Here is a 22,920-nt window from a genome sequence, read left to right on the forward strand (position 1 = left end):
GCCCGCACGGGCAGAGCCGGACCTGGGACCGCGCGTCAGCCCTGCGTGAGGAGCCGGTCGAGGACGCGCACGCCGAAGCGCAGCGCACTGACGGGCACACGCTCGTCGACGCCGTGGAACATGCCGGCGAAGTCCAGCTCCGGCGGCAGCTGCAGCGGAGCGAAGCCGTAACCCGTGATGCCGAGGCGCGCGAGCGACTTGTTGTCCGTGCCACCAGAGAGCATGTAGGGCAGCACGACCGCGCCCGGGTCCTCCACGAGGACCGCGTCGACCATGCGGTCGACGAGCGCGCCGGTGAGAGGCGCCTCCAGACCGATGTCCTCGTGGATCGTCTCGATGCGCACGTGCGGTCCGGCGAGCTCATCGAGGACGGCACGCATCGAGTCCCGCTCGGCCGGGAGGAAGCGCGTGTCGAGGACGCCGGTCGCCGTGCCCGGCACCACGTTGGCCTTGTAGCCGGCGTCGAGCTGGGTCGGCGTGGCCGTGTTGCGCAGGGTGGCCCCGACGAAACGGCCTGCCGACCCGAGCGCCTCGACGAGCGTGTCGACCGCACGCGGGTCCTCGGCGTCGTAGCGCAGGCCCGTGAGGTCCGCGACGCCGCGCAGGAGCGCCTGGACCGTCGGCGTGAGCGTGAGCGGCCACGGGTGGGCCGCGATGCGGGAGACCGCACTCGCGAGGTGCGCGACGGCGTTGTCCGGGTTGACCTGAGAACCGTGACCCGCGCGGCCGTCCGCGACGAGCCGGAGCCAGCCGAGCCCCTTCTCGGCGGTCTGCAGCAGGTACGCGCGTCGTCCGCCGAGCTCGACCGAGAACCCGCCGACCTCGCTGATCGCCTCGGTCGCACCGGCGAACAACTCGGGACGGTGCTCGACCGCCCAGCCGGCGCCGAACGGTCCGCCCGCCTCCTCGTCCGCGAAGAACGCGAGCACGACGTCGCGCGCGGGCTTGCGCCCCTCGCGCACCATCTGCCGCACGACCGCGAGGATCATCGCGTCCATGTCCTTCATGTCGACCGCGCCGCGGCCCCACAGCATGCCGTCGATCTCCTCGCCCGAGAACGGGTCGACCGTCCAGTCGGGAGCGTGCGCCGGCACGACGTCGGTGTGGCCGTGCAGCACGAGGGCCGGCAGGCTCGGGTCGGTCCCCTCGAGGCGCGCGACGACGCTCGCACGGCGCGGTGCGGACTCGAAGAACGTCGTCTCGAGCCCGACCTCCTCGAGCAGGCCCTGGACGTACTCGGCTGCCGTGCGCTCACCCGGGCCGGAGCCGTCCCCGTAGTTGGACGTGTCGATCCGCAGCAGCTCGCGGCAGATCGTCACGACCTCGTCCTCGGCCTGCGGGACAGGGGGCGCGGCGGGGGCGACGTGCTCGGAGGTCATGCGTCACACGCTACCGGGAGCGAGCACCGCCCGAGCGTCCGTGTCACGCGAGCCCGCGCCGTGCCAGCAGCGCCGCGGGCGAGGCTGGTCGTCCGCGGAGCCGCTCGAACGCGACCATCGGGTCGACGGACCCGCCGACGGCGAGCAGCTCGCGCCGGAACCTCTCCCCCGCCTCCCGGCTCAGGCCGCCGCTCTCGTGGAACCACTCGATGAGGTCCGCGGCGAGGACCTCCGACCAGAGGTACGCGTAGTAGGCCGCGTCGTAGCCACCCCCGAACACGTGCGCGAAGTACGTCGAACGGTAGCGGGGAGGCACGCACGGCACGTCGAGGCCCGCGGCCGCGAGCGCAGCCTGCTCGAAGCGCTCGACACCGTCCGCCCCGTCCGGGAGCGCTCCGGCCAGCTCGCTCTCGGTCATCGAGTGCCACGCGAGGTCGAGGAACGTCGCGGCGAGCATCTCGGTCGTCGCGACGCCCTGACCGTGGCGCTGCGAGCCCCGCAGCCTCTCGATCGTCTCGTCGGGCAACGGCTCGCCCGTCGCGTGGTGCACCGCGTACCTGCGCAGCAGCGCGGGCTCCCACGCCCACGTCTCGTTGACCTGCGAGGGCACCTCGACGACGTCCTGCGGCACCTCCGTGCCTGACTGCGAAGGTCGGCGGACGTCGGAGAGCAGCACGTGCAGCGCGTGACCGGTCTCGTGGAACGCCGTGACGACGTCGTCCCACGTCATCAAGGTCGGCTGCCCCGGCGCTGGCCGTGCGACGCTGAGCACGTTGAGGACGACCGGACGCGTCCCCGTCAGGTGCGACTGGTCGACGAGCGCGGTCGACCACGCGCCGCCCTGCTTCGCCGGACGTGCGAGGAAGTCGCCCAGGAAGAGCCCGAGGCCGGTCCCGTCCTGCGCACGCACCTCCCAGACGCGCACCTCGTGGTGGTAGCCGTGCAGGTCCGGGCGTGCGTGGAACGTGATCCCGTACGACGCCGTCGCTGCGGCGAACACCCCGTGCTCGAGGACCCGGTCGAGCTCGAGGTAGGGACGCAGCGCGGCGTCGTCGATCGCGTGACGCTCGCGGCGCAGACGCTCGCCCGCCCACGTCACGTCCCACGGCTCGAGCGGGCCTGCCGCGTCGCCGAGCTCGACGTCGAGGACGGCCTGCATGTCCGCGAGCTCGGCGGCAGCGTTCGCGACCGCGCCGGGGACGAGCGGCGCGAGCACCTCGCGGACACGGTCCGGCGTGCCCGCCGTCGTCACCTGCGTGACGTACGTCGCGTGGTCGCGGAACCCGAGCAGCGCTGCCCGCTGCGCGCGCAGACGCACGATATCGACGACGAGCGCTCGCGAGTCGTGCTCCCCAGCCGCGCCTCGCGTCGTGGCGGCGCGGTGCACCTCCTCGCGCAGACCGCGGTCCGCGAGCCTCGCCTGGACCTCCTGCTGGGTCGGTGAGCCGAGCGCGAGTAGCCACCCGTCCTGGTCGGCGTCCTCGGCAGCGGCGCGCGCCGACGCGATTTCGTCCTCGGTCAGGCCGACGAGTCGCCCGACGTCGCGGACGTGCACACCCGCCGCCGTCGACGCCGCGACCACCGTCCGGGAGAACGCGGACTCGAGCTCGGCGAGCCGCACGTTGATGCGCAGCAGCTCCTCACGCTGCTCCGACGGCAGGTCCGCACCCGACCGCCGGACGTCGCGCAGCCGGTCGTCGAGGAGGCGGCGTCCCGGCTCGTCGCAAGCGACCTCCCCGCGCTGTAGGCGCTCGGCCAGCTCGACCAGGCGCGCGCGGACGCCGGCGTGCATGGCCATCGCGTCGTCGTGCGCCGACAGCTCCGCCGTGAGCTCGTCCTCAAGGTCCTCGAGCTCCGGGGTCGGGTCTGCGTCCAGCAGCGCCGACATCACGGTCAGGGCCCGGTCGAGAAGGTCGCCGGTGAGCTCGAGCGCGTCGAGCACGTTCTCGACCGTCGCGGGCGACGCGTCCGACGCGATCGCCTCGACCTCAGCCACCTCCTGCGCGATACCGGCGCGGATCGCAGGTCCGATGTGCTCCACGCGGATGCTCGCGAAGTCCGGCAGGCCGTACGGCAGTGCCGAGGCTCTCGCGAGAGGATTGTGCGGGTCGAGGGTCGGCGCTGTCACCGGGACAGTCTGACACCGCGCGCGTGCGGCAAGCGCTCAGACGAGCCGCACCGCCAGGACCGCGACGTCGTCTCGCTCGCTCGCCGCGCCCATCCGCTCGACCATGTCAGCGACGAGGCGCTCGAGCGGTGCTTGCGCCAGGTCAGCGAGGATCTCTGCGAGCTGCGTCAGCGAGCTCGCCATCGGCCTGCCGCGCCGCTCGACGAGCCCGTCCGTGAACAGGAGCATCGTGTCGCCGTGCTCCAGGACGTGCTCATGGTCCGCGCGGTTCGCCCCCGGTGCGACGCCGAGCATGAGGTCAGAACGTCCCCGCAGCACCTTGACGCCGCCCGCGACGTCGACGACGACGGGCGACAGGTGCCCAGCGCTCGACCACACCACGCGCGCCGGCCCGCCCTCCACGAACGGCGGGATGACCTGCGCGACGGCGGCCGTCGCCATCGTGCGCGTCGACAGGCGCAGGTTCGCGTCGTCGAGACGGCTCAACAGTCGCGATGGCGCCTCGAGGGAGTCGGCGACGAAGCCGCGCAGCATCGAGCGAAGGTTGCCCATCTGCGCGGCCGCGGCGATGTTGTGCCCGACGACGTCGCCGATGATCAGCGTCGTCGCGCCGTGGACGTGGATCGCGTCGTACCAGTCACCACCCACCTGCTCCCCGCGGCTCGCAGGGAGGTAGCGCGCCGCGAGCTCGAGCCCCGGTACCTCTGGGAGCTTCGTCAGGAGCGCCGACTGGAGCGTGTACGCGACCGCAGCGCGAGCCGCGAGCAGCTCGGCACGCTCGAGCGCGCGCGCCACGTAGGTCGTCACGGCCCGCTTCATCCGCTGCGTCTGCGGCGTCGTGACGTGCTCGTCCGACCAGCCGAGCCAGAGCCAGCCGTCGAGAGGCGCGTCGTCGGCACGCTCGACACGGAACGGCAGGTAGACCTCCCCGTCGACGTACGCGGACGTGTGCCCGGAGAGGTGCGGGTACTCCGCGACGACGTCGGACCGCGTCGGATAGAAGCGTGCCTGCCCGTCCGCGACCGAGTGCGGCCCGGGATGGTCCGCCGACGCCTGCAGCTCGGAGTACTCCATCGGGAGGTCCTCAGGAAGGTGCGAGCCCTCGACAGCGTCGAAGCGGCCGTCGACCTGCACGATCACGGCGCTGTAGGCGACGTCGAGCTGGGCGTGCGCGAGCTCGGTCACGACGCGGGCGACGTCCTGCGTCGTCGCCGTCGCACCGAGCCCCTCGCTGAACGTCAGGAGCACGCGGTTGATCCGGTCGACCGTGCTCGCGCTGCGCTCCGCAGTGCTGAGCCGCTCGAGGATCTCCCGGGCGACGACGCGCGCGGAGCAGACCGCCGCGAGCTCCGTGAGCCGCGCGACCGTCGTGTTGTCGAAGTCCCGCGGCTCGCGCGACATGATGCTGAGCGCACCGACCACGTGGCCGTGCACGTCACGCACCGGCACGCCCGCGTACGACCGGAAGCCCCAGAACTGTGCCCAGCCGCGCCGCGCGAGGTCTTCGTCGGCCTCCGCGTCGTTGACGACCTGGGGGGCGGCGTTCCGCACGATCGCGTCCGTCAAGGGCGCCTCGTCCGCGACCTCCCGCGCGAAGTCGAGAGACTCCCGCAGACCGTACGCGCCGGGCAGCGCGTACCCGGTCGGGCTCTCGAGCGCGACGACGCCCGCATCAGCGCCGGACACGGACGCAGCGATCGCTGCGATCCGGTCGAGCTCCTCGTCCGCGAGGCCGTTCGGGGCCGCCGGCCCGGTCGTCTCGCGGTGGCTCCGCGGGTCGGTGATCATTTGCCTATTCTCCACGATGCACCGCCGCACCTCGACAATGCCTCGCCGCGGGACCTGGTCGATCGCTGGACGTGTCCCGAGAGCGCATCCCTCGCGACCCGAGAGCCGTCCCTCCGCCGGTGCGCGCAGCCCGTCCTGGCCGGTCGCCGTGGCAGCGATCACGCCGATGTGAACTTCAGGCTCGAGCCGTGCTATGTTTCTTCCCGCAGCCAGACGGGCCAAAGCCCAGAAGGTTCCACTCGTCCGGGTGGCGGAATGGCAGACGCGCTAGCTTGAGGTGCTAGTGCCCTTTATCGGGCGTGGGGGTTCAAGTCCCCCTCCGGACACCACAGAAGGCCCAGGATCCACGGATCCTGGGCCTTCGTCGTCTCTGCCGACTGCTCCGCCGGACCGACGTCCTCGCCACGTGCCCTACGTCACGGTCGCCCGGCCGCCTCGTCCCCCGCGCCATCCGAGTCAACGCCCGCGAGCCGCGACACCGCACGCTCGTAGGTCGCCAGCACGGCGCGCTCCGCGAGCCGCGCCAGATCAGCACCGTCCCGCCCGAGCCGTCCGTGCAGATGGTCGACCCAGGCGCCCGGGACCGCCGTCACACCGTAGTGAGCACCAGCGATGACACCCGTGACCCAGCCCGTCGTCGCCGTGTCGCCACCCGCCTGGACCGCCGCGACGAGCGCACGCTCAAGATGCGTGCCACCCCGGCCGTTCGCCGTCGACACGAGCGCCGCCCAGGCCACCTGGACCGCCTCGACAGCCAGCCCGTCATTCTCGAACAACGTCGGAGCAGCCGCTGCCGCCTCTGCCACGTGGTCCTCCCACCGGCGGCGCAGGTGCCCGGGGACCGAGGCGAGACCCTCGTCGAGCGACCCCGGGCCGTCGAGGATCGCCGCACGTGTCGCGTGGGCCCACAGGAGCGCCGGCGCGAGCGCCTCAGGCCCCCCGTGGAGAGTCGTGACGAGCACCTTGACCGCCCGCGTGAGACGCGGCGCACCCTCGGGCTCGAGGAAGCCGAGCGCCGCGACGGCGGCCACCACCAAGCAGCTGCTCGTCACAGGACCACGCTCACGCTCGTGGCGCCGACGGGCGTTGCGGCGCGCGCACTGCGCGGCAGGCAGCCCCGGCGACCGGTCGAGCTGGTCGGACACGAGCCGCAGCACCGCCGTCGTCGCGGGGTCGAGCTGCTGGCCGCGGCGGAGCACGTCGAGCCACGACCGGACGACGGCGTCCTGCTCCCGGGCGTCGAGAAGGTCACCGCCGCGCGCGAGCACCTCGAGCACGGGGATCGCGAGCTCCGTCGCCCCGGTCCACTCCCCCGGGTCCTGACCGGCCACCGCGAGCATCACGACGGGGACCGTCGGCGCGAGAGGGCCCCGCCCGACGTATCCGGCCCCGAGCGCGTCACCGGCCGACGCCGCGACGACCGCGCCCACCGCGCGGCGCACCTGCGCGCCCGTCAGCGCCGGGACGGGAGGCGGTGGGGCGAGGTCGACCGGGCCGTCGTCGTCGACAGCCTCGCCCGGCGCGAGGTCGACGAGGCCGTCGTCGACCCCGGCCACCGGGGCGCCGTCCTGCGACGTGGCAGGCACGTCCTGGTCCGCTGCCTCGTCGCGCCGCCGGCCACGGCTCAGCCGAGAGACGAGACCGAGCCGCAGCTCCCTCAGCACGCCGCTCCCGCGCTCACTTCTGCGACGCTCCCATGGTCGTCACCGGCTGCGACGCAGGGCGCTGATCGCCGCGAGCGCGACGACGACACCGACCAGCTGACCGCCGAGGATCACGCGATTGAGGTCGAGCGCGGGTCGCCAGGTGACCGTGCCACCCGAGACGACGTACGCACCGACGGGGCGGACGCGCACGCCGAACCCTCCGCCGCCCCCTGACGCCTCCGCAACGCTCGAGCTGGCCGTGGCGCCGTCGTCCGACACCTGCGCCGCGCGCACGAGGTCGGGTGTCGACCCCGTGCCGAAGCCGTGGCCCCCACCGCCGACCACCCTCGCGACCGGGATCACCGTCGCGCCGTCCACCTCGTAGGGCTCTCCGAACGCCCGGCGGACGGTGAGGGCGTCGCGCGCGGCCTCGACCGCGAGGCTCGCATGGTCGGTGATGTTCACGAGATCGCCCTCCAGGGTGTATGTCGACCCCTTCATCCTGACGCAACCGAGCCCGCAGGTCGACGAGCGTCCGTCCCCGCTGCGCAGAGAGGAGCGGGGACGGACAGCACGAGGCCGGGACGACCCCTCGGTCGTCCCGGCTCCGTGATCCGTGCAGGACCTCTCTCATCGTCGCCCCGCACGCGGGCCTCGGCACGCCGGTTCACTGGAAGTCGCGCGACCTGGTCGGTACCTGGAGGGAGAGCGGCGCGAGGTGCTCGGCGACGAGGTTGGTCGCGCCGTCGGCACGCTCGAGCCGGCCGCGCACCACGAGAGCGGCGCTCGTCCGGGCGACCTGCCGGAAACGTGACCACAGCCCGGGGCTGCACACCACGTTGAGGAGGCCGGTCTCGTCCTCGAGCGAGATGAAGGTGACGCCACGTGCGGTTCCGGGGCGTTGGCGGTGGGTGACGACACCAGCGACGGCGACCCGCCGTTCGGCCTCGTGGACGGTCGCCTTCGCGACGGTGAGCACCCCTGCCGCGTCGAGGCCGTCGCGCACGAACTGCGTCGGGTAGGACTCGGGCGAGATGCCGGTCGCCCAGACGTCCGCGACGGACGTCTCGACGTCGTCCATCCCGGGCAGGGTGGGCGCCTCGACGCCGACGCTCACGCCTGGGAGCGTGTCGGGGCCTTCCTGGGCGAGCGCGGCGGCGGCCCACAGGGCGGGACGCCGGGCGCCGGTGAAGCAGTCGAGGGCTCCTGCGGTCGCGAGCGCCTCGAGGTGGGCGACGGTCAGGTCCACACGGCGGGCGAGGTCGCGCAGGCTGACGAACGGACCGTCGGCACGTGCGGCGAGGATCCGCTCGGCCACGGTGTCCCGGACGCCGCGGATGCCCCCGAGCCCGAGCCGCACCGCGAGGTCGCGGCGCGGCCTGGCTGCAACGTCGCCTCCGGGCAGCGGTTCGAGGACGGGCTGCACGCCGGAGAGCTGGACGTCGGGCCGCAGGACCGTCACACCGTGGCGGCGGGCGTCGGCGACGAGCGTCTGCGGCGAGTAGAAGCCCATGGGCTGCGCAGCGAGCAGGCCCGCGTAGAAGGCGGCGGGGTGGTGCACCTTGAGCCACGCGCTCGCGTACACGAGGTAGGCGAACGAGTAGGCGTGCGACTCGGGGAAGCCGAAGTCCGCGAAGCCCTTGAGCTTGTCGAAGATCTGCTCCGCGACGTCGTTCTCGACGCCGTTCGCCGCCATCCCGTCGATGAGGCGGGCGTGGAGCGCCTCCATGCGCTCGGTCGAGCGCTTGGACCCCATCGCACGCCGCAGCTGGTCGGCCTCGGCGGGGGTGAAGTCCGCGACGTCGATCGCCATCTGCATGAGCTGCTCCTGGAAGAGCGGGACGCCGAGCGTCTTGGCGAGGGACTTCTCGAGGCGCGGGTGGAGGTAGGTGACCGGCTGCCTGCCGCGGGCACGCTCGATGTACGGGTGCACGGACTGGCCCTGGATCGGTCCGGGGCGGATGAGCGCGACCTCGATCACGATGTCGTAGAAGGTGCGCGGCCGCAGGCGCGGCAGGGTCGCCATCTGGGCGCGCGACTCGACCTGGAACACGCCGATCGTGTCGGCGGCGCACAGCAGCTCGTACACGCCTGGGTCCTCGGGGGGCAGGCCGTGCAGCGTGAGCTCGACACCCTCGTGCTCGTGGACGTGCTCGAACGCGATGCGCAGCGCGGTGAGCATGCCGAGCCCGAGGAGGTCGAACTTCACGAGGCCTGCGTCGGCGCAGTCGTCCTTGTCCCACTGCAGCACGGTCCGTCCGGGCATGCGGGCCCACTCCACCGGGCACACCTCGACGACGGGCCGGTCGCACAGGACCATGCCGCCCGAGTGGATGCCGAGGTGCCGGGGCAGGCGCAGCATCTTCTCCGCGAGGTCGATGACGGGCTCGGGGACCTTGCCCTCTTCCTGGAGGGACGGCGGCCTGTGCTCGGGCACGACGTCGCGGCCGTCCTCGCTCAGCCGGGGCTGTGCGACGGGCTGCGCGGCGACCGCTCCCGCACGGGAGACGGTCCACCACGGGCTGTCCGGCTCGGTGCCCCGCAGGGAGCCCCATCGTTCGATCCCCTTGCTCCAGGCGTCCTGCTGGCCGACGTCGTACCCCAGCGCGCGGGCAGCGTCGCGCACCGCGGACTTGGGGCGGTAGGAGATCACGTTGGCGACCTGGGCGGCGTGACGGCGGTCGAACCTCTCGTAGACGTGCTGGATGACCTCCTCGCGGCGCGCGGACTCGATGTCGACGTCGATGTCGGGCGGGCCGTCACGCTCCGGTGCGAGGAAGCGCTCGAAGAGCAGGCCGTGGCGCACGGCGTCGACGGCGGTGATACCGAGGGCGTAGCAGACGGCCGAGTTCGCGGCCGACCCGCGGCCCTGCGCGAGGATGCCGTGGCGACGGCAGAACTCGACGATGTCATAGACGATGAGGAAGTAGCCGGGGAACCCGAGCGTCTCGATGATGTCGAGCTCGTGGTGGATCTGCGCCCACGCCCCCGCGACGTTCTCGTCCTCGGGCGGCCCGTACCGCTCACGTGCACCGACCTGCACCAGCTCGCGCAGCCAGGACGCTTCGTCGTGCCCCTCGGGCACGGGATACGGCGGCAGGCTGGGGGCGACGAGGTGCAGGTCGAACGCGCACTCTGCGGCGAGCTGCGCAGCCGTGGCGACCGCCTCGGGGTGCGCTCGGTGCCGGACGAGCATCTCGGCACCTGACCTGAGGTGGGCGGTCGCCGCCCCGGGGAGCCACCCGTCCATGTCGTCGAGCGACCGGCGGGCCCGGACCGCGGCGAGGGCTGCGGCGAGCTCGCCGTCCTGCGGCCGGGCGTGGTGGACGTTGCCCGTCGCGACGAGCGGCAGACCGGCGGCTGCGGCGAGATCTGCGAGGGCCGTGTTGCGCTCGCCGTCGTACGGGTCGCCGCCGTCGGTGATCTCGACCGCCACGTTGCCCGGGCCGAAGAGGTCGACGAGCCGGTCGAGCTCGCGGCGCGCGTCCCGGGTCCGGGCGGCGGTGCAGGGCTCGGTGCCGTGCACCGGGCACGGGACGGGGCGACGCCTGCCGCCCGGGAGGCGGGCTGGCGAGTGGGCCGGCCGGGGGCACCCGTCGCCGCGCAGCGCCTGGCGCACCGATCCCTTGCGGCAGCCGGTGAGCACGAGCCAGTCGCCGTCGGCGCGTGCGGCGAGGTCCTCGAGGTCGAAGCGGGGCACGCCCTTGCGCCCGCCCGCGAGGTGCGCGTCGGCGATCGCGGCGGACAGCGAGCGGTACCCGCGGGGGCCGCGGGCCAGCACGAGCAGGTGGGTCGCGCGCGGGTCCGGGGTCCCGGTCGGTTCCTCGGGCTCGTCGCTGCCGCGCAGGAGGTCCTCGGGGGTGGGCAGGTGCAGCTCGGCACCGAACACGGTGGCCAGGTCGGCGCGGCGAGCAGCCTCGGCGAAGCGGACGACGCCGTACAGCCCGTCGTGGTCGGTCAGTGCGAGCGCGTCGAGGCCGAGCCGGACCGCCTCGGCGACGAGCTCCTCGGGCTGGCTCGCGCCGTCGAGGAAGCTGAACGCCGAGTGGGCGTGCAGCTCGGCGTAAGGGACGTGGTCAGTCATAGCTCGCCTCGACGTACCAGCTCCCGCGCGAGCTGGACAGGAGGAGGGCGCGGCTCGTCCCGGCGGGCTCCTCGACGAGGACCTGCAGGTAGACGCTGCGTTCTGCGTCCTCGCGCCACCAGCGCTGCGCGAGCGGCCAGGGGCCTGCCCAGGCGCGCACGGCGGCCGCCGTGCCGTCCTCGCCCGGCGGCGGGGCGAGCATGGTCGGGGCGGCGCTCATCATGAGCCGGCGGTCGACGAGCACCGGTTCCCGCGCGGGGCCGAGGAGCCGCACCGGGGCCTTCTCGGGGAGCACCTCGCTCGGGGGCGGGTCCGGTAGCCGTCCCGGCCAGGGCGCGGTGGTGTCGCGGCGGACCGGGTCCTCCTCGCCCCAGGGCACCAGGTGCACCTGGTCGCGCGGGCCGCGTCCGCCCTGGAGACGCACGGACAGCACCGACCGCGCGCCGAGGAGCCCTTGGACGCGCTCGAGCGCTCGGGCTGCCCGCAGGTGCGCGCCTTCGGCGCCACCCCACAGGCCGCCCTGCTGGGTGCCCACGTCGACGAGGTCCTCGGCGGTCAGCACGAGCCGGACGAGTCCGCCGTCAGCCGACTCGGTGCGTCCCCCCTCGGCGAGCCAGCCCTCGAGCTGCCAGCGGACGCGGTCGGTGAGACGGCCGACGGTGAGGCCGCCGAGCGCGGCGGCGTCGGTCCGCCACGTCCGCACGTGCTCGCGCCCGTCCTCGGTCCGGGCGGAGATGCGCAGCCGGGTGCAGGACGCCGAGCGGTCGACCAGGTCGGCGTACAGCTGCTCGGCGAGCCGGCGCGCGGCGAAGGCTGCGGTGTCGACGCGGTGCGCCGGCGGGTCGAGCTCGCACGACGCCTCGACGTCGTCCTCAGGCCTGCGGCGCGCGGGCGGGCGGAGGTCGTCCCCGTCGAGGAGGCGGTGCGCCCACACGCCGGGTTCCCCGAAACGGGAGGCGACGTCGGCGAGGTCGAGCGCGGTGAGGTCCTTCGCGCGGCGCAGCCCGAGCCTGTTCCACAGGTCGACGAGGTCGCGGACCTGGGTGACGCGGTCGCGGCTCATCGCGACGTGCACGACGTCGCCCAAGGACCGCGGAGCGAGGTAGGCACGGCTCTCCCCTGCCGGGACGACCCGGCTCTCGCGTGCGGCGAGGACCGCCGCGAGGATGCCGTCGGCGACGCCGACCTGGCACTCGTGCCCGGTCGCGTCCGCGACGTGCGTGACGATCGCGGCGGCAAGCTCCTCCTCCGAACCGTGGAACTGGGCCGCCCCGCTCGCGGGCATGAGGAGCAGCCCGGGGCGTGCGACCTCGAGGCCCGCGACGACACGCTCGACGGCGACCGCGACGGGCTCGAAGAAACGGGCGTCCCGCAGCTCGTCGACGGGCAGGAGGACGAGCCCGGGGCATGCCTCCTGCGCCTGACGCCGACGCATTCCGCGGCGGACGCCTGAGCGCCGGGCGACAGCACCCACCGCGACGACCGCGCGGGCGTCCTGCACCGCGACGGGCAGGTGCGCGGGGACGTCCGCCGCGGTCGCGGCGGCGACGACCGGCCAGTCGGGCACCCACACGGCCGTGGTGCGGGTGCTCATCCGACGAGCCTCAGCGCAGGCTGCGCGACCGCGACCGCGACGGCGGCCGGTGAGGTCTGCGGTGCAGTCGCCGGGACGTGCGGCGCAGCGTCGCGAGGCGTGGCGCGAGGGGTCACGCCGGGCTGCTCCCCGAACGGCAGCACGACGTCGATACGTGCACGGACACGGTCCGCGCGCTCGACCGTGAGCTCGCGGGCGACGAGCCGGCCTGTCCCCTGACCGAGCCCACGCCACCGGACCCCGGTCGCGCGGAGCACCGCGCCCGCCCCGCGCCACGGCGCGGTGCTGAGCAGGACGGTGCCGCGCTCACGAGCGCGCGCCGTCAGGCGCCGCCGGTCGGCGTCGAGGAGCGGGAGGTCGCCGAGCACGACGACATCCATGCCGTCGACGAGCGCAGCCACCGCCGCAGCGGCGCCGTCGCCCGGCTCGGGGACGAGGACGAGCCTGTCGAGGGGGACGCCGAGGTGCGCCGCCGCGAGCAGCCCCACCCGGGGATGCCCGACGACGGCGGCCCACGGCTCCTCACCCAGCTCGTCGACGCGGCCGCACGCCTCGGCGAGCAGCGCGAGGACGAGCGCGAGCGAGCCGGTGACCTCGGTGACGCTGCCCCGGGTCAGCCCGTGCGGGAGCAGGTCGGAGAGCTCGTGCGGGACGGGCAGCGCGGGACGCTCACGCGTGCGGACGCCGAGCAGGGCGGCCGCACGGTCCGGCATCTCGACGCGTCGCGCCCCTGTGCGATGCTCTGCCTGGCGCAGCGCCGCGAGCGCCCGCTCCGCGCGCCCGAGGTCCGGTACCGCCATCGCCTGCGCGCTCATCGCGCACCACCTTCCCGGACCATCGCCACACTGTCGAACACATGTTCGATTATACGCGGCACGGCTGACACCGCTGAACCGGCGAGGCCTGTCGCACCTCGCCGGGCCCGACGAGGGCTCATGATGGGGGCATGGACCTCACGCGACCCGTTGCACCCGACCCGTACGCCTCGCTGCCGCCCGTCCCGTCCTTCTCCGTGACGAGCGAGGACATGGTCGACAGCGGCACGCTGCCCCTGCTGCACACCGCTGACGGCGGGAACACGTCGCCCCACCTCGAGTGGAGCGGCTTCCCGGCGCAGACCCAGTCGTTCGTCGTCTCGTGCTTCGACCCGGACGCCCCGACCCCTGCGGGCTACTGGCACTGGACCGTCGTCGACCTCCCGGCGACCACGACCTCGCTCGAGCAGGGCGACGGCGAGAGCGACCTGATGCTCTCGGGCGCCGCCTTCCACGTCCGCGCCGACGGCGGCACGTTCGGCTACGAGGGCGCTGCGCCGCCCGCCGGCGACCGCCCGCACCGGTACGCGTTCGCGGTGCACGCGCTCGACGTGGACACGTTGGGCCTCGACCCTGAGGACAGCCCGACGAAGGTCGCGTTCACGGCGCTGTTCCACACGATCGCGCGCGCCGTGCTCACCCCGACGTTCGCACGATGACCGACCTGCAGGTCCCGGTCGCCCGGGTCCGGCGCGCGGTGCTCGCGGACGCCGACGCTCTTGCGGAGCTCGCGCAGCTGACGTTCCCGCTCGCGTGCCCGCCCGGGATCGACCCGCGCGACGTCGAGGACTTCTGCAGCAACAACCTGACGGCGGACCACTTCGCCGAGCACCTGCTGTCCCCGCTGACGACGCTCCTCGTCGCGGAGCCCGGCGCCGAGCAGGGCTTCGACGGCCGGCACGACGCCGAACGCCTGCCGCTCATCGCGTACGCGCTGCTCGTGTGGGCCGAGCCGCCTCCCCCGACAGACGTCCCGGTCGCGACCCCGACCGTGCTGCTGAGCAAGTGCTACGCGCACCCGGACGCGCACGGGACGGGGGCGGCGGCGGCTCTCGTCGAGGCCGTCGTCGCGGAGGCGGCGGCCCGCGGCGTCCGTTCGGTGTGGCTCGGGGTCAACCAGCAGAACGAGCGCGCCCAGCGGTTCTACGCGAAGAACGGTTTCGCGGTGGTGGGCACGAAGCACATGGTGGTCGGCACCCAGACGCACGACGACTTCGTCATGTGCCGCACGGTCGTGTCCTGACGTCCACGCGCTGACGTCCACCCACTGACGGACGCGACCGTGGCCCGTCTCACTCGAGGGTGACGGCGCGCGCCCTGGCGACGACCTCGGCGTGGTCGCCCGTCTCGGCGAGCCACGCGCGCTGCCGCTGCGCGCCGTTGCCCGTCGACCACAGCTCGCCGAGCAGGTCGGTGACGAGGTCGAGGTCGCCTGCGTCGACGAGAGCGTCGCGCACGTGCGCGACGAGCTGCCCGACGACGTCGTGCGCCGGGCGTGGACGCATGTCCGTCGGCGAGAGCAGGTCGCCCGTGAGCCCGGACCTTCCCGCGCGCCACGACGCGGTGCGCAACAGCTCGGTCGGCACCCCCGGGGCGGGCTCTCCCGCGGCTGCGGCGCGCGCCGCGGTCTCGACGAGCGCGCGCGAGAGCGCCGCGAGGATCACTGGCGTCCGCGGGTCGAGGCAGACGTCCGCGACGCGGATCTCGACGGTCGGGTAGCGCTGGGAGAGGCGTGCGTCGAAGTAGATCATCGCGTCGTCGAGCACCGTCCCCGTCGCGACGAGCGAGGCGACGGCGTCGCGGTACGCCCGGGCGCTGCCGAACTCGCGCGACGGGCCAGCCGTGGGCCAGCGCGACCACACCTGCGACCGGAAGCTCTCGTACCCGCTGGCCTTGCCCTGCCAGAACGGCGAGTTGGCGCTGAGCGCGAGGAGAGGCGAGAGCCACGGGCCGATCCGGTCGAGGACCGCGACCCCCTCGTCGTCGTCCGCGACGGAGACGTGCACGTGGCAACCGCTGGTCAGCTGCTCCGCCGCCGTGAGGCCGAACGTGCTCGCGGCGCGCATGTACCGGAGCTTCGAGACCGTCGTGGGCGCGACGTCGACCGGGCTCGTCGCGAGGGCGACGGCGTGCGCGCCGACAGCGGCGGCCGCGTGCTGGACGCGGGCGCGGCCGGCACGGACCTCGCGGGCCAGGTCCTCGAGGTCGCGGCACGGCCGGGTCCCCGTCTCGATCTGCTCCTGCATGAACTCGTGCTCGAGGCCTCCGCCGGGCACGTCGCCTGCCGGCGTGACGACGTCGGCGGGCGCCTTCTCGAGCGCCTCCGTGGCGACCGCGACGGGGGTCCCGTCGTCACCCACCAGGAGGAACTCTTCCTCGACACCGACTGTCCGCAGATCGTCTCGCATCTGGTGAGTTTCACACGCGCAGCCACGGTGCGCGACCGGCGAACCACGGGATCGTCAGGCCGCACAGCGGCCCCACGAGCAGCGCGAACGCGAGCGTGCCGAGCCCGACGTCGCCGCCGAGCGCCCAGCCGAGCCCGAGCACGGAGAGCTCGACGACGGCGCGCGCGACGGCGATCGGCCAGCCGAACCGGTCGTGGAGCCCGGTCATGAGGCCGTCGCGGGGGCCCGGGCCGAGCCGGGCTGCGAGGTAGGCGCCGCTCGCGAGAGCCAGCAGCACGACGCCGCCGCCCAGGAGCGCGACGCGGGCTGCGAGCGGCAACGGCTCGGGCAGCCGCGCGAGGACGGCGAGACCGAGGTCCGCGGCGAGCCCCACGATGATGACGTTGAGCACGGTCCCGATCCCCGGCCTGGTGCGCAGGGGCCACCAGGTGAGCAGCACGACGGCGCCGACGGCGCAGGTGACGAGCCCGAAGGTCCACCCCGTTGCGAGGGCGAGGCCCTGGGAGAGGACGTCCCACGGGGAGACCCCGAGACCTGCGTGCACGACCATCGCGATCGAGAATCCGAACGCCGTGAGCCCGGCGACGAGCTGGGCGAGGCGGGGGGCGAGGTAACCGCTGCGCGGAGCCAGCGGGCCGGGGGGCGCCGTGGACGACTCGCGCGAGGCCGGGGCGGCGATCTCTGCCTGATCGATCTTCATGGGTCGATCCCACCCTGAAAGTGGCCTCCCCACAAGGAGCCAATTCGCGTACGGTGGCTCCATGAGCGACCGCACCCTGAGCGCCCACGCCCTCGTCCCGCTCCTCCAGGGCCTGCCGGACGACGCCCCGCTCTACCGCGCCCTCGCCGACCGGCTCCGCCTCCTCTCGATCGACGGCCGCATCCCGCCTGACACCCGCCTGCCGTCCGAGCGCGACCTCGCCCAGGCGCTCGACGTGAGCCGCACCACCGTCTCCCAGGCCTACGCCGCCCTGCGCACCGACGGCTTCCTCACCAGCCGCCGCGGGTCCGGCTCCCTCCTCCACGCCCCCGGTTCCCGGCCCGGCACGCCCGGGCCGGACGCCCCCGCGCTCGACCTCACCAAGGCGACCATGCCCGCCGCCTCGCAGATCGCGGCCGCAGCGACCGCCGCAGCCGCCGACCTCCCCCGGCACCTCCTGCGCCACGACTACGACCCCGTCGGCCTCCCCGCGCTCCGCGCAGCCCTCGCCGACCGGTACACCGCGCTCGGCCTGCCGACCACGCCCGAGCAGGTCATGGTGACGCTCGGCGCCCAGCACGCGATCGGCCTCGTCGCACGCACCCACGTACGCCCTGGCGACCGCGCCGTCATCGAGATGCCCACCTACCCGCACGCGCTCGACGCTCTCGTCGCCGCGGGCGCCCGGCCGCTGGCCGTGCCGGTCGACGCGCGGACAGGCTGGGACGCCGACGGACTGCTGCGCGCGATCGCGTCTGGGCCAGCGGTGGCCCACCTCATGCCCGACCACCACAACCCGACCGGCGCGATCATGCCGCACGACCTGCGGACCGCCGTCTGCCACGCCGCCGCACGCAGCGGCACGATCGTCGTCGTCGACGAGACGACCGCCGAGCTCGACATCGACCGCCCCACACCATGGACGCCGTTCGCACGGCACGCCACCCCGGGCACGCAGGTCGTGACGATCGGCTCGGTCGGCAAGACGCTCTGGGGCGGGCTCAGGCTCGGCTGGGTGCGCGCGGACACCGACACGATCACGCGCCTCGTCGCCGCACGCCACGTCCACGACCTCGGCACGCCGATCCTCGAGCAGCTCGTCCTCCTGCACGCTCTGCCGTACCTCGCCGACGTCGCGGAGACGCGACGCGCCCAGCTGCGCGCGTCGCGCGACCACCTGACCGCCCGGCTCGCGGAGCGGCTCCCCACCTGGGACGTCCCGCACGTCCACGGCGGTCTCGCCCTGTGGGTCGGCCTCGGCGAGGCCTACAGCTCGCGCCTCGCGCTTGCGGCCCGCGCTCGCGGCCTCGCGATCTCGGCCGGGCCGCGCTTCGGCACCGGGGGCGAGTTCGAGCGGCACCTGCGCATCCCGATCACCGCCGCGCCGGAGGTGCTCGACGAGGCGGTCGACATCCTCGTGCGCGCGTGGGACGCGGTCACGTCCGCGCCGGAGCGGCCCGGTGCCGAGCTCCGCGACGCGAGCGTCCCGGTCTGATCGTCAGACGTCGGCGCGGACCCTCGTCGCCCACGTCGCGACAGCGACGGCGGACGCGACGTTGAGCGAGTCGACGCCGCCCGCCATGGGGATCTTGACGGTCACGTCGCACGCCGCGATCGTGCGCGACTTGAGCCCGTCCCCCTCGGTACCGAACACGAGCGCGAGCCTCTGCGGGGTGTCCGACTCGAGCGCGTCGAGGCTGACGGAGTCGTCCTCGAGGGCGAGCGCTGCCACGGTGAACCCGAGCTCTCGCAGCAGGTCGACGCCGTCCGCCGTCTCCGCGCCGCGCGGCGCTGCCGGCCACGCGTCGAAGCGGGTCCACGGCACCTGGAAGACGGTGCCCATCGAGACGCGCACGGCGCGCCGGTAGAGCGGGTCGGCGCACGACGGCGTCATGATCACCGCGTCGACGCCCATCGCCGCGCACGCGCGCATCGCGGCGCCGACGTTCGTGTGGTCCACGATGTCCTCGAGCACGACGACGCGGCGCGCACCGAGCCCGCCGCGCGCGGACGCGAGCAGGTCGCTGACGCTCGCGAGCAGGGGCCGGTGCATCGCTGCGAGGGCACCGCGGTGCAGGTGGAACCCGGTGACGGACTCGAGCACGGCTGCGTCGGCGACGTGGACGGGGACGTCGGGGAACTGTCGCAGGACGTCGGCCATCCCGGGGAGCCACTTGTGCTCCATGAAGAACGACCGGGGCCGGTGCCCCGCGGCGATCGCGCGGCGGATCACGGTCGAGCTCTCGGCGATGTACAGCCCCTTGGCGGGCTCGTGCTTGGACCGCAGCACGACGTCGGTCAGCCTGACGTAGTCGGTGAGCTCGTCCGCCGTGGGATCGGTGATCTCGACGAGGTTGAGGTCGGACAGGTCAGGCGGGGCGACGTTCGTGGGCACACGACATTCTCTCAGGAGCGTGCGCGTGGGGCGGTCGGGTCACAGGAGGGCGTGGGCGTGGGCGCGGCGCCACCCGAGGATCGCGCCCGCGCCGCCGAGGACCGCGAGGACGGGCACCGCGAGGAACGCGGTGTGCATGCCGACGGCGTCGGCGGCGGCCCCGAGGATGAACGGTGCGAGGCCGACTGCGGCTCCCCCGGTGAACGTCGCGACGGCCTGCGCCCGGTCGGCAGCCTCGCGGGCGATGCCGAGCACGAGCGCGACCGAGAGCGGGTACTGCGCGCCGTACCCGAAGCCGGCGACGGCAAGGCCGACGAGCGCGACGGTCGGGGACGTCGCGGTCCACAGCACGGCCCAGCCGACCACCGAGATCCCGAAGCTCACGGCGAGGAGGTGGGCGCTGTGCCAGCGCCGCGTGAGGGGGCCGACGACGAAGCGCATCGCGGTCATGCCGGCGATGAGCCCTGCGGTGGTCGCGGTCGCGATGCTCTCGTCGGCGCCGGTGCGCTCGAGGACGAGAGACGTCGACCAGTAGGTCGTCGCGTTCTCGAGGGCGACCGCGGCGACGAGGGTCACGAGGAACCAGACGGAACCGGGTCCGAGGGCGCGCGTGGGCGCGACGGGCATCTCGGCCGCGTCCGCCTTCTCGTGCGTCGGGGCCGTCGGGCGGCGGCCGCTGTCGGGCAGTCGCGACGTCGCCCAGGCGACGGCGACGGCGAGGACGACCGTCGTGACGACGGCGGCCCGCCATCCCCAGCCGACCCCGACCGCGAGTCCGACGGCGAGGGGTGCGAAGAGCCCGACGCCGGACCCCACGCCGTTCGCCTCGGTGATCGCGGCAGGGGCCGAGGGGCCGTGGTGGTCGGAGATGCCGACCTGCGAGGCGGACACGGCGACGTTGCCGCCGATGGCGAGGACGAACATGCTCCCGAGGGTCGCGGCGAGCACCGGGCCTGCGACGAGCCCGGCGACTCCGGCGGCGACGAGGAGGAGCCCGGACGTGATGGCGTTGCGCCGGCCGATCGCGGCGACGAGGCGCGGTGTGAAGAGCGCGGCGGAGATCGCGCCGAGGGCCATCGCCGTGCCGTGCAGGCCGCCGGCGGCCTTCGAGACGCCGAGGTCCTCGGCGAGGAGCGGCACAGACGGGCTGAAGGAGTACAGGAACCACCCCCAGACGGCGAAGGTGCCGTACGTGGTGATCGTGTACCGGTCGCGGCGCAACGGCGCGGCGATGGTCTGGGGGCTGCTCACCGCACCATGATGACAGGCATCGAAACGATTCGGTACGTGCGACGCGACGACTCGACGTGCAGACACCACGAGGGCGCGCCGCAACGGTAGCGGCGCGCCCTCGTGGCGTCGGTGCTCACTGCTGGGGAGCGGGAGGCTCACCTGTGGGTGTCGCGGGCGGTGCGTACGGCGCAGCCGGCGGTGCGGGCGGCGCCTGCTGGACCGGCGGAGCGGCGGGCGGAGGCACCGGCGCACCGGGGTGCTGCCCGGCCTCCGTGCTCGGGTCGAACGGACGACCAGACCGCTGGCCTGCGGTCGTCGCGTCCGCGGTGGCCTCCTGGACCTGGCGGCGAGCCTCGGCGAGCGCCTCGGCCGGATCGACCAGCCCGGCGCTCTGGAAGCGCGGGCGGGCGCGCCGCGGCTCGCTCGCAGCCGGGGCGGGTGCCCTCGGCGTCTCGCCGCCCAGCCCGGCGACGACAGCGCCGAGGGCAGAGGTGAACTCGGTCGGGACGAGCCACATCTTGCTCGACGACCCGTTCGCGATCTGCGGGAGCGTCTGGAGGTACTGGTATGCGAGCAGCTTCGGGTCGGCGTCGCCCTCGTGGATCGCGTCGAAGACCTGGAGGATCGCGCGGGACTCACCCTCGGCCTCGAGGATCTTGGCCTGGGCCGACCCTTCGGCGCGGAGGATCGCGGCCTGCTTCTCACCCTCAGCCGTGAGGATCTGCGACTGCTTGATGCCCTCCGCCTGGAGGATCGCCGCACGACGGTCACGCTCGGCGCGCATCTGCTGCTCCATGGAGCCCTGGACGCTCGCGGGCGGGTCGATCGCCTTGAGCTCGACGCGGTTCACGCGGATCCCCCAGCGACCGGTCGCCTCGTCGAGGACTCCGCGGAGCTGGCCGTTGATCTGGTCGCGGCTCGTGAGCGTCTGCTCGAGGTCCATCGAACCGATGACGTTGCGCAGCGTCGTGACGGTCAGCTGCTCGATACCGACGATGTAGTTGGCGATCTCGTAGACGGCCGACTTGGGGTCGGTCACCTGGAAGTAGATGACCGTGTCGATGCTCACGACCAGGTTGTCGGACGTGATCACGGGCTGCGGGGGGAACGACACGACCTGCTCGCGCAGGTCGACCTGAGCGCGCACGCGGTCGACGAACGGGATGAGCAGGTGCAGGCCTGCCTCGAACGTTCGGTTGTAGCGACCGAGACGCTCGACGAGCCACGCCTGCGTCTGCGGCACGATCCGCACGCTCTTGCCGATGACGATCAGCACGAAGATCGCGACGATGATCAGCAAGACGTAGACGAATGAGAGGTCTTCACCCATAGAAGTTCAGCTCCTGGTGTTCCGGGCTTGCAGAGGTTGGAGGGTCAGGCACCTGCGGACTGCTGCTGCTCCACGACGGCGGTCGCACCGTCGATGCGGCTCACGCGCACCTCGGCACCCACGGGGATGACGACGTCGTCGTCGACGCGCGCGCTCCAGACCTCGCCCCGGAGCTTGACGAGACCCGAGGTTCCTGTGACCTCCTGGACGACGACCGCCTCCCGGCCCACGTTGGCAGCCGCGTTGGTCTCGACGAGCGGCTCTCCCCGGGCCCGGAGGTTCTTCAGGAGGAACGGGCGCAGCGCGACGAGGAGGACGGTCGAGACGACCGCGAACGCCACGACCTGCCAGGGCAGGTCGAGCCCGGCGGCGGACACGATGCCCGCCGCGAGCGTGCCGCCGGCGAACATGAACAGCACGAGGTCGAGCGTCAGCGCCTCGATCGCGACGAGCGCGAACATGATGATGAGCCACCAGTACCAGTCCATGGTCTCCCTCCCCCTCTCAGGACCGCCGCGACGTCGCGGCGGCTGCACAGCGGTGCTTTACTGAGACTTTACCGTAACGGCGCCTCGGGCGACACCGCTGGGGAGGGCGTGGCACGCCCGCGCGGGGTGTGCGTCAGCGCAGGCCGCGGGCGGTGTACCGGCCCTCGCGGGACTCGACGACGAGCGGCAGGCCGAACGCCTCCGAGAGGTTCTCGCTCGTGAGCACCTGGGCGAGCGGGCCGGCCATGAAGGCCTGACCGCCGCGCAGCAGCAGCGCGTGCGTGAAGTTCGGCGGGATCTCCTCGACGTGGTGCGTGACGAGCACCATCACGGGCGACCGTCGGTCCCCCGCAAGCTCCGCGAGCGCGGCGACGAGCTCTTCCCGGCCGCCCAGGTCGAGGCCCGCGGCCGGCTCGTCGAGGAGCAGCAGCTCAGGGTCGGTCATGAGGGCGCGGGCGATCTGGACGCGCTTGCGCTCGCCCTCGGACAGCGTGCCGAACGTGCGGTGGGCGAGCTCCCCCATCCCGAAGAGCCGCAGGAGGTCGTCGGCGCGGCCGAGGTCGAAGTCCTCGTACTGCTCGCGCCACCGCCCCGTCATGCCGTACGCCGCGGTGAGGACGACGTCGCGGACCGTCTCGGAACCGAGGATGTGCTCAGCGAGCGCGGCGCTCGACAGGCCGATGCGCGGGCGCAGCTCCTGGAGGTCGGTGCGGCCGAGCCTCTCGCCGAGGAGGTCCGCGGTGCCGGACGTCGGGTGCATGCGCCCGGCGGCGATCGACAGCAGCGTCGTCTTGCCTGCTCCGTTACGACCGAGGACGACCCATCGGTCCTGGTCCTGGACGGTCCAGCTGACCTTGTCGAGGATCGTGGTGGTGGAGCGGCGGACGGTGACGTCGTGCAGGGCGAGAACCTCGGTCATGGTCACCGAGCCT

18 protein-coding genes and 1 tRNA gene are annotated in these 22,920 nt (G+C 73.7%); 4 read left to right on the forward strand and 15 right to left on the reverse strand.

The features are described 5' to 3' along the window. Window positions 1–35: 35 nt before the first annotated feature. The 3 genes from AC4F3Q_RS07555 to AC4F3Q_RS07565 are packed head-to-tail and all read right to left on the reverse strand — an operon-like array spanning window position 36 to window position 5,295. A complete protein-coding gene (locus AC4F3Q_RS07555; protein WP_491039422.1) occupies window positions 36–1,379 on the reverse strand; it encodes a M20/M25/M40 family metallo-hydrolase in 1,344 nt (447 codons plus the stop codon). 43 nt (window positions 1,380–1,422) lie between these two features. Beyond that, window positions 1,423–3,507 (reverse strand): M3 family metallopeptidase, encoded by a 2,085-nt coding sequence (locus tag AC4F3Q_RS07560; RefSeq protein ID WP_491039423.1) that lies wholly within the window; start codon window positions 3,505–3,507, stop codon window positions 1,423–1,425. A 36-nt stretch (window positions 3,508–3,543) separates the two neighbouring features. Continuing rightward, window positions 3,544–5,295, reverse strand: coding sequence for a SpoIIE family protein phosphatase (locus tag AC4F3Q_RS07565; RefSeq protein ID WP_491039424.1), 1,752 nt, complete (start codon window positions 5,293–5,295; stop codon window positions 3,544–3,546). A gap of 241 nt (window positions 5,296–5,536) precedes the next feature. Here AC4F3Q_RS07565 and AC4F3Q_RS07570 point away from each other — a divergent pair. After that, window positions 5,537–5,624, forward strand: a tRNA-Leu gene (locus AC4F3Q_RS07570). Window positions 5,625–5,711: 87 nt separating this feature from the next. Here the strand turns inward: AC4F3Q_RS07570 and AC4F3Q_RS07575 are convergent. The 5 genes from AC4F3Q_RS07575 to imuA' all read right to left on the reverse strand — a co-directional run bounded on the left by AC4F3Q_RS07575 (window position 5,712) and on the right by imuA' (window position 13,434). Next, window positions 5,712–6,959, reverse strand: a complete 1,248-nt coding sequence (locus tag AC4F3Q_RS07575; RefSeq protein WP_491039425.1) for an ADP-ribosylglycohydrolase family protein — start codon at window positions 6,957–6,959, stop codon at window positions 5,712–5,714. A gap of 39 nt (window positions 6,960–6,998) precedes the next feature. Next, window positions 6,999–7,406 (reverse strand): spore germination protein GerW family protein, encoded by a 408-nt coding sequence (locus AC4F3Q_RS07580; protein ID WP_491039426.1) that lies wholly within the window; start codon window positions 7,404–7,406, stop codon window positions 6,999–7,001. A gap of 202 nt (window positions 7,407–7,608) precedes the next feature. Next, entirely contained in the window at window positions 7,609–11,025 is a 3,417-nt protein-coding gene (locus AC4F3Q_RS07585; RefSeq protein ID WP_491039427.1) for an error-prone DNA polymerase, read from the reverse strand. Further along, on the reverse strand, window positions 11,018–12,619 hold the full coding sequence (locus AC4F3Q_RS07590; protein ID WP_168447508.1) for a DNA polymerase Y family protein: 1,602 nt from the start codon (window positions 12,617–12,619) through the stop codon (window positions 11,018–11,020). Before AC4F3Q_RS07590 ends, AC4F3Q_RS07585 begins: the two co-directional genes overlap by 8 nt. Further along, window positions 12,616–13,434, reverse strand: coding sequence for a DnaE2-dependent mutagenesis accessory factor ImuA' (gene imuA', locus AC4F3Q_RS07595; RefSeq protein WP_491039428.1), 819 nt, complete (start codon window positions 13,432–13,434; stop codon window positions 12,616–12,618). The genes AC4F3Q_RS07590 and imuA' overlap by 4 nt, the downstream gene beginning before the upstream one ends. 131 nt (window positions 13,435–13,565) lie before the next feature. Between imuA' and AC4F3Q_RS07600 the strand changes: the two genes are divergently transcribed. Next, window positions 13,566–14,093: a YbhB/YbcL family Raf kinase inhibitor-like protein gene (locus AC4F3Q_RS07600; RefSeq protein WP_491039429.1), complete on the forward strand. Its 528-nt coding sequence runs from the start codon at window positions 13,566–13,568 to the stop codon at window positions 14,091–14,093. Next, window positions 14,090–14,677, forward strand: a complete 588-nt coding sequence (locus AC4F3Q_RS07605; protein ID WP_491039430.1) for a GNAT family N-acetyltransferase — start codon at window positions 14,090–14,092, stop codon at window positions 14,675–14,677. Before AC4F3Q_RS07600 ends, AC4F3Q_RS07605 begins: the two co-directional genes overlap by 4 nt. Before the next feature lie 49 nt (window positions 14,678–14,726). On the opposite strand, the gene AC4F3Q_RS07610 is transcribed toward AC4F3Q_RS07605, so the two are convergent. Both AC4F3Q_RS07610 and yczE read right to left on the reverse strand, forming a co-directional pair. Beyond that, the gene (locus tag AC4F3Q_RS07610) at window positions 14,727–15,842 is read right to left on the reverse strand and encodes a carboxylate-amine ligase (protein WP_491039431.1); all 1,116 of its coding nucleotides are present in this window, start codon (window positions 15,840–15,842) and stop codon (window positions 14,727–14,729) included. A gap of 10 nt (window positions 15,843–15,852) precedes the next feature. Next, on the reverse strand, window positions 15,853–16,542 hold the full coding sequence (gene yczE / locus AC4F3Q_RS07615) for a membrane protein YczE (protein ID WP_491039432.1): 690 nt from the start codon (window positions 16,540–16,542) through the stop codon (window positions 15,853–15,855). A gap of 61 nt (window positions 16,543–16,603) precedes the next feature. Between yczE and yczR the strand changes: the two genes are divergently transcribed. Then, window positions 16,604–18,037, forward strand: coding sequence for a MocR-like transcription factor YczR (yczR, locus tag AC4F3Q_RS07620; protein ID WP_491039433.1), 1,434 nt, complete (start codon window positions 16,604–16,606; stop codon window positions 18,035–18,037). Window positions 18,038–18,040: 3 nt separating this feature from the next. Here the strand turns inward: yczR and AC4F3Q_RS07625 are convergent, their stop codons facing one another. The 5 genes from AC4F3Q_RS07625 to AC4F3Q_RS07645 form a co-directional block, all read right to left on the reverse strand. After that, window positions 18,041–18,937, reverse strand: a complete 897-nt coding sequence (locus tag AC4F3Q_RS07625; protein ID WP_491039434.1) for a TrmH family RNA methyltransferase — start codon at window positions 18,935–18,937, stop codon at window positions 18,041–18,043. A gap of 39 nt (window positions 18,938–18,976) precedes the next feature. Then, complete coding sequence (locus AC4F3Q_RS07630; RefSeq protein WP_491039435.1) at window positions 18,977–20,188, reverse strand: MFS transporter; 1,212 nt, start codon at window positions 20,186–20,188, stop codon at window positions 18,977–18,979. Window positions 20,189–20,303: 115 nt separating this feature from the next. Beyond that, window positions 20,304–21,500, reverse strand: coding sequence for an SPFH domain-containing protein (locus AC4F3Q_RS07635; RefSeq protein ID WP_491039436.1), 1,197 nt, complete (start codon window positions 21,498–21,500; stop codon window positions 20,304–20,306). Window positions 21,501–21,544: 44 nt separating this feature from the next. Further along, entirely contained in the window at window positions 21,545–21,988 is a 444-nt protein-coding gene (locus AC4F3Q_RS07640) for an NfeD family protein (RefSeq protein ID WP_491039437.1), read from the reverse strand. A gap of 133 nt (window positions 21,989–22,121) precedes the next feature. After that, a complete protein-coding gene (locus tag AC4F3Q_RS07645; RefSeq protein WP_491039438.1) occupies window positions 22,122–22,907 on the reverse strand; it encodes an ABC transporter ATP-binding protein in 786 nt (261 codons plus the stop codon). Window positions 22,908–22,920: the final 13 nt, after the last annotated feature.

Source organism: Flavimobilis sp. BM9 (genome assembly GCF_058313055.1).

Excerpts from the sequence above, each read along its gene's own strand:
- AC4F3Q_RS07565 (WP_491039424.1), bottom strand. The coding sequence starts at position 5,295 with ATGATCACCGACCCGCGGAGCCACCGCGAGACGACCGGGCCGGCGGCC.
- AC4F3Q_RS07585 (WP_491039427.1), bottom strand. The coding sequence starts at position 11,025 with ATGACTGACCACGTCCCTTACGCCGAGCTGCACGCCCACTCGGCGTTC.
- AC4F3Q_RS07590 (WP_168447508.1), bottom strand. The coding sequence starts at position 12,619 with ATGAGCACCCGCACCACGGCCGTGTGGGTGCCCGACTGGCCGGTCGTC.
- AC4F3Q_RS07610 (WP_491039431.1), bottom strand. The coding sequence starts at position 15,842 with ATGCGAGACGATCTGCGGACAGTCGGTGTCGAGGAAGAGTTCCTCCTG.
- AC4F3Q_RS07600 (WP_491039429.1), top strand. The coding sequence starts at position 13,566 with ATGGACCTCACGCGACCCGTTGCACCCGACCCGTACGCCTCGCTGCCG.
- AC4F3Q_RS07635 (WP_491039436.1), bottom strand. The coding sequence starts at position 21,500 with ATGGGTGAAGACCTCTCATTCGTCTACGTCTTGCTGATCATCGTCGCG.
- AC4F3Q_RS07645 (WP_491039438.1), bottom strand. The coding sequence starts at position 22,907 with ATGACCGAGGTTCTCGCCCTGCACGACGTCACCGTCCGCCGCTCCACC.
- imuA' (WP_491039428.1), bottom strand. The coding sequence starts at position 13,434 with ATGAGCGCGCAGGCGATGGCGGTACCGGACCTCGGGCGCGCGGAGCGG.
- AC4F3Q_RS07605 (WP_491039430.1), top strand. The coding sequence starts at position 14,090 with ATGACCGACCTGCAGGTCCCGGTCGCCCGGGTCCGGCGCGCGGTGCTC.
- yczE (WP_491039432.1), bottom strand. The coding sequence starts at position 16,542 with ATGAAGATCGATCAGGCAGAGATCGCCGCCCCGGCCTCGCGCGAGTCG.
- AC4F3Q_RS07640 (WP_491039437.1), bottom strand. The coding sequence starts at position 21,988 with ATGGACTGGTACTGGTGGCTCATCATCATGTTCGCGCTCGTCGCGATC.
- yczR (WP_491039433.1), top strand. The coding sequence starts at position 16,604 with ATGAGCGACCGCACCCTGAGCGCCCACGCCCTCGTCCCGCTCCTCCAG.
- AC4F3Q_RS07555 (WP_491039422.1), bottom strand. The coding sequence starts at position 1,379 with ATGACCTCCGAGCACGTCGCCCCCGCCGCGCCCCCTGTCCCGCAGGCC.